At 39.5% G+C, this 6,825-nt stretch carries 4 protein-coding genes; 3 read left to right on the forward strand and 1 reads right to left on the reverse strand.

Translation table 11 applies throughout. The features are described 5' to 3' along the window. Positions 1 to 173 (reverse strand): YitT family protein (locus tag WKF69_RS03260; protein WP_340379480.1); only part of this gene is annotated, 173 nt, incomplete at its 3' end. A gap of 282 nt (positions 174 to 455) precedes the next feature. Here WKF69_RS03260 and WKF69_RS03265 point away from each other — a divergent pair. The 3 genes from WKF69_RS03265 to WKF69_RS03275 form a co-directional block, all read left to right on the forward strand. Then, entirely contained in the window at positions 456 to 2,735 is a 2,280-nt protein-coding gene (locus tag WKF69_RS03265; RefSeq protein WP_340379477.1) for an ATP-binding protein, read from the forward strand. Positions 2,736 to 2,742: 7 nt separating this feature from the next. Further along, complete coding sequence (locus WKF69_RS03270) at positions 2,743 to 5,049, forward strand: ATP-binding protein (RefSeq protein ID WP_340379478.1); 2,307 nt, start codon at positions 2,743 to 2,745, stop codon at positions 5,047 to 5,049. Between the two features lie 14 nt (positions 5,050 to 5,063). Continuing rightward, positions 5,064 to 6,825 (forward strand): two-component regulator propeller domain-containing protein (locus WKF69_RS03275; RefSeq protein ID WP_340379479.1); only part of this gene is annotated, 1,762 nt, incomplete at its 3' end.

Below are 6,825 nucleotides of genomic sequence, written 5' to 3' on the forward strand. Positions count from 1 at the left end.
TAAGCGATATTTACATGATAAAGCTCATGGATAAGCAGCGATATGCCGGTAACACCGCCATCGAAGAATTGGTTGGGTACCAGGAAGCTTTTGAGTGCAAAGCCGCAAAAAAGTATCCCGGCAAGGGTATAGAGTAATTCTGTAAGCCAGAGAGGTAATAATATTTGCTTCATATGTCAGATAGTACTTGCCATTACGTGTTTTAAAAGATTAAGTAGGTGATTTTTTGCCTCATTTAAATTCATTAAGTGATCTGAAACCCGATAAAGATATATATTTAACTGTGTACCATTATATCTGTCTACCAAAAGGTATAATTTATCTCTTAATATGTAATTTAACAAAATTAAGAATTAACAGTGAAGGCTTGAAAATTGGAACCGAGCTAAATAATGAGCAGGGATCGAACAGTTAGAAGTTAAGCATTTCTTTTAACCCTTAACAACAATTAGAATATGGGCGTGCGGCAGCTTGTCTTAAAGACAGCATTTATTTTATTGATTCTGGTACTCGTAACGCCTGTCTATGCCCAAAGGCATAGGGTTGATTCTATAATTACTGTATTGAAAGACGTGCGCACTTCTAACGTTGTTGATACCGTCCGTTTCAATAAGGCGATGGAAGGCCTTACAAAAACTACACTCGACGACGCCTCTGTATCTGCAATGGAAAAAGCAGGCGATCAGGTATTTAAAAAAGATATATACTGGATATATCGAACCAGGCTAAGCATTATGACCAGCCTCATTGCCACCAATAAGGTAAAAGCCATAGCTTATGGCAAACGCAATTTTGAAGAGCTGCAAAAAAACAAATCGCCCCTGGCTGTAAATATCCGCAGTTTTTTTTTAAAGCGATTAAGAATTCCTTATCGCACTTCCAATATGCTGGATGATGGGTTCACTTTTTTCAATGAAAAATTAAAGGAATATAAGTTGAAAAACGATTCGGTTGGGTTAGCTGATTGCTATTACGTGCTGGGCGGATTTTACCGAACAAAAGGTTTAATGGAAACTGCCATTTATAATATGAAGAAAGGTGTCAGTTATATGGAGAGTTCTGCTGTCGATAATCTGAATACACCAGAATTTCCTAATCCTTTAGGCAGAAATGCAAAGTTGAATAATTTTTCTGTTATTGGCATCTACTATATGTTAAACGGTGACTATAAGGCAGCTTTGAAATATTTGAACATAGCTTTGAGTGACGACGCAGATGCTCCTATATTAGGAAGTGTTGCGACTAACATAGCGGTGTCCAGGTTGTTATCCGGAACGACCGACAGTGTGGACTATTTTTTAAATCATTCCCTTAAGCTCAATGTAAATCAGACATTGAAAGACAACCTCGCCTATTTGTTGCAGGCTAAAGCTTTTTATAAAATTCAAATCAATGAACTGGCTGAAGCCGAAGCTTTGATACAAAAATGCTGGCAGCTTATCAGGCAGAACAATATACCGGCGAATGCACCCCCCGGAGCCATCTATCCCGATTATTACCTTGCATTGATAAGGATTAAACAAAACCGTATTCCTGAGGCCATTGCTGCTCTTCAAAATGATATCAAGTGGATACATCTGCTTCGACTGGATAAACTCAGAGATTATAAATTATTAGCTTCTTTACAGGAAAAGCAAGGTGATTTTCGGCAAGCTGCCATCAGTTATAAGTCATTTCTCTCACTCCAGGATAGCCTGCTGCAGGATCAGAAAAAATACAGTTCTTTAAGTTTCGAGACCGAGCAGCAAATGAGTACACAAGAGCTCTCAATAAACAAACTGCAAAGCGAAAACACTATTGCTTCCCTTACCAGGAACTTCATTATAGGGATAGCCGCTTTGTTGTTGGTTCTGGCGGCGGTGGTTTATTACCGGTATAAATCAAAGCAGAAAGCGAATAAAGTTTTAGAATCCGCGCTTACTGATCTGAAATCCACTCAAAGCCAGCTCATCCAGTCAGAAAAAATGGCTTCCCTCGGCGAACTTACGGCAGGCATCGCCCATGAAATTCAAAACCCATTGAACTTTGTGAATAATTTTAGTGAGGTAAATAAAGAAATGTTAGAAGAGCTAAAGGCGGAACGCTTAAAGCCAAAAGCCGAAAGAGACGATCAATTGGAAGATGAAATTATTAATGATGTAATGACGAATGAAGAAAAAATCTCCCATCACGGGAAGCGAGCAGATTCCATTGTTAAAGGAATGCTGCAACATTCCAGAAGTAGTTCTAGCGTGAAAGAACTAACAGACATCAATGCGTTAGCAGATGAATATTTAAGATTGGCTTACCATGGTCTTCGGGCGAAAGACAAAAGTTTCAACGCTCATTTTGAAACCGATTTAGATCCTGCTATTGGTAAAATCACCATTGTTCCACAAGATATGGGGAGGGTTATCATGAATTTAGTAACTAATGCTTTTTATGCGGTAAACGAGCGAAAGGCAGAAAGCTTAAAGCAAAATGCTGAAGGCGAAAATTACGAGCCAAAAGTTACCATAACTACAAAAAGACTTCCTGATAATATTGAAATCAGTGTTAATGACAACGGCAACGGTATTCCACAAAAAGTATTAGATAAAATATTTCAACCATTCTTTACAACCAAACCTACAGGAAAAGGGACAGGTCTGGGTTTGAGTCTAAGCTACGATATTGTAAAAGCGCATGGTGGGGAATTGAAAGTAGAAACAAAAGAAGGAGAAGGCACAACGTTCATCATTACACTTATCCATTAGAATAATTATGTTTTTTAAAAAGATATTAGTCATAGTCATTCTGCTAGCATTTGCAAGTGAGGTTACTGCACAGAAAAATCGTGTTGATTCTATTATCGCTGTATTACAAAAAATAGATGTTTCTAAGGGTGTGGACACTGCCAGGTTCATCAGAATTGCCAAACTAATTGAGGAAACTACATTGGATGATGCTGCAGTTACTTCTTTGGAAAGGGCTGCTGGAAAATTAAGAGTGGGAGATAATATCTCCTGGAATTACCAGGTAAGGAGGAGCGTAATGCTAAGTTTAACAGCAACGGATAAAGCAAAAGCCATTGTTTATGGTAAACGTACTTATGAATCTTTGCAAAACGGCAAAACATTATCAGCTATAAACATTCGCAGTTATTTTTTTAGGCAACTAAGAGTTCCTTACCGAACATCAGGTTTATTAGATGATGGATTTGCTTATTTTAATGGAAAGTTAAAGGAGTTTCAATTAAAAAATGACTCTCTTGGCTTAGCTGATAGCTATTATGTATTAGGGGGCTTTTACAGATCGAAAGGGTTGATGGCTCAAGCTATTTACAATATGAAAAAATCTGTTAGCTATCTTTCTAAAAATAGTAACATCAAAACAGAATTTTTTTCTGGAACGTTTAAAAATATAAACTTATGGGTTAATCATATTGGTGTTTTAGGTACTTATTACTTTCTTGAAGGGGATTATGATGAGTCATTAAAATATTTAAGAATTGCATTTCACGAGTTATCCAAGACTGGTAATGCTTTCGATGGATATATAGCAACTCAATTGGTTCATGCAAAGTTGATGTCTGGGAAAACAGATAGTGTAGAATACTTTCTTAACAATATTCTTCAAGATACCTTAACAAAGAAAAAGGAGGATATAGTATATTCTTTGCAGACCAAAGCATTATACAAGCTCAAAACAGGTGAATTAACTGAGGCTGAAAAATTATTGCAACAATGTTGGCAGCTCATCCAACTAAATAACCTGCCGGCAAATGCCCCGCCGGGAATACTATCGCCAGATTATTATCTGCATCTAATCCGTGAAAAGCAGAACCGAATACCAGATGCAATTGCACTGCTTCAAAAAGATTTATCAAGAATTCAGCTGCTAAGAAGGGAAAAGCTGATAGATTATAAATTATTATCAGCGCTGTATGAACGAGAGGGAAACTTACAGCAAGCCAACCGTTACAACAAATACTTTATCGCTTTACAGGATAGTTTGTTACAGGATCAAAAAAAATACGGATCTATAAGTTTTGAAACAGAGCAGCAGATTGATGCAAATGAGCTTTCTATTACTAAACTACAAAGTGAAAATGAAATCGGCTCAATCACTAGAAATTTCACTATTGGTTTAGCTGCATTATTACTAATCCTTGCAGGAACAGTGTATTTCCGGTATAAATCAAAACAGAAAGCGAATAGAGTTTTAGAGTCAGCGCTTACTGATCTGAAGTTAACTCAGTCTCAGCTCATCCAGTCCGAGAAAATGGCCTCGCTGGGGGAGCTCACCGCAGGCATTGCCCACGAAATACAAAACCCCTTGAACTTTGTGAATAATTTCTCTGAAGTGAGTATGGAACTTGTTGATGAGCTGGAAGCTGAAAGGCTGAAAGCTGAAAGCGAAAAGAATATTGCACTTGAGGGTGAGCTTTTGGCGGATATCAAACAAAACTTAGGAAAAATCAGCCATCACGGCAAACGGGCAGACTTTATCGTAAAAGGCATGTTGCAGCATAGCCGCACTAGTACGGGAGAAAAGCAACCCACGGATATCAACACGCTCGCTGACGAATTCCTGAAACTTTCCTACCACGGCCTGCGGGCAAAGGATAAATCCTTCAACGCAGAACTGGTTACCAATTTCGATTCTTCTCTTCCGAAGATTAATGTTGTTCAGCAAGATATTGGCCGGGTGCTGCTGAACTTATTCAACAACGCTTTTTATGCTGTGCAGGAAAGGCGGAAGGCAGAGGGCGAAGCGTTTAAAGCAACCGTGGAAGTGAGCACAACAAGCAGAAAAGGCTTTGTCGAAATCTGTGTTAAGGACAACGGCAGCGGCATATCCGATGCTATTAAAGAAAAGATCATGCAGCCCTTTTTCACCACTAAGCCTACCGGCGAAGGAACAGGCCTGGGTTTATCGCTCAGCTACGATATTGTGAAGGCGCATGGCGGAGAAATGAAGGTGGAAACGAAAAAAGCCCGCCCGCCTGCCCGAACTGATCGCTCAGGCGGGGATGACCCGGTCGGACGGGGCGAAGGTGCAGAATTTTCAATAACATTACCAGTATAAGTCCAAGTGCTATTATGAGAAAAATCTTAGTTCTTCTTTGTTTGCTAACATCCCACCATGCTTTTTGTCAGCTCCGTGAGTTGCGTTTTGATCGCCTTACTGTTGAGGATGGCTTGCCGGAAAATTATGTTACCTGTTCCATACAGGACAAATACGGTTATATATGGTTCGGCACGCAAAATGGGCTGGTGCGCTACGATGGCTACCAGGTAAAGGTGTATAACCTGCAAACAGCGGATAAGAAAGAAAGGGTATACCGCTCCATCCGAACATTGTTCGAAGACAGCAAAGGCAATATTTGGGTGGGAACTAATATCGAAGGTTTATTTCGGCATAACAGGGCTTCTGATAATTTTACGCTCTACGAACATCCTAAAAAGGAATCCGCAGGCAAAAGAGAAAGTTTGTATGCAATTTCGGAAGATGCAAATGGACAAATTTGGACCGCATCGTTCTTAGGAGAAGGGTCGAGTATAAACTTCCATCTTGATCGGATTGATCCCAACACCGGAAAGTTTACCACGTTTGATTCCAGATCAAAAGGAGCAAGGCATTTTCCTTCAACAAAAATTTATTCTTTAGTTCATGATGCGCAAAAAAATATATGGGCAGCAACAGAGAATGGGCTTTTTAAGTATGATCCGGTTAAAAATAAATCATCCGTTTACTTAACTTCTGCCGACCTTAATCATCCAAACACGTTTATCAAAATATATGAAGCCCCCTCACAGCCTGGCATCTTATGGTTGGGTAGTTTAACTGGAACTGGTTTATGGCGTTTCGATACCAAAAGCGAAAAGCATACAACTTTTAATCATGTAAAAGGCAATGCAAAGAGTTTAGTAAATGATACCATCTATTCTATGTTTGAGGATAATAAGAAAAAACTCTGGATCGGTACAAAAGACGGATTATCGCTGATGAACAGGGCTAGCGGTGAGTTTGCCAATTATCAAACAGATCGATCCGGGGTGGATGCATTGCAGGATATTTGTCTTGATATTAAACAGGGAAGTGATGGGGCGCTATGGATGGCTGGGTATGGCTCAAAAGGCATCCTGTATCTCTCTTCTCCGCAAGCAAAACTTAAAAGGTTTCTAGCAGATGATTCTGACCCTAATGGATTGCCGACGAATGCCGTTTATAATTCATTGATAGACCGAAATGGAGTTGTATGGTTTGGTACACGAGGTTATGGGCTACTTAAATTAAATCAGCAACGATCGCAGTTTACTTATATCCATAAAAATGAAAGAGCCGATAGTTATCCCGGTAAAGATGTTAGGGATATAGTAAAACTCGCCAAGGGACGTTTTATCGTGTCAACGGTTACAACCCTATATGAAGCAAATGATTCTTTAACAGAGTTTAAAAAACTTATTATCCCCGGAAGCGATACCATTAAACCGGTTTACAGAGGCATCATGATTGATAAAGGAGGGATAGTTTGGATCAGTACTGACGGGCAAGGCTTGTTTAGCTATAACCCGGTTTCGCTCAAATTTAAAAGATATATCAACTATCCAAAAGACAGCACTTCCATCAGCAGTAATTATATCCGACGCCCTGGTTATGAAGATAGCCGGGGAAACTTTTGGGTTGGGACTTATGGTGGTGGGTTGTGTAAGCTCGATCGGGCAACAGGAAGATTTACCCGCTACCCGTTTATTTTTAATAATGGTGAAAAACTAACAAACGGAGCGCTCGATGATGACCAGGTAACATCTATTTTAGAAGACAGCAGAGGCGTTTTATGGATTGGCACTAATAATGGCG

This window comes from Daejeonella sp. (assembly GCF_037719425.1).
Taxonomy (GTDB): domain Bacteria; phylum Bacteroidota; class Bacteroidia; order Sphingobacteriales; family Sphingobacteriaceae; genus Daejeonella.

Excerpts from the sequence above, each read along its gene's own strand:
- WKF69_RS03265 (WP_340379477.1), top strand. The coding sequence starts at position 456 with ATGGGCGTGCGGCAGCTTGTCTTAAAGACAGCATTTATTTTATTGATT.
- WKF69_RS03270 (WP_340379478.1), top strand. The coding sequence starts at position 2,743 with ATGTTTTTTAAAAAGATATTAGTCATAGTCATTCTGCTAGCATTTGCA.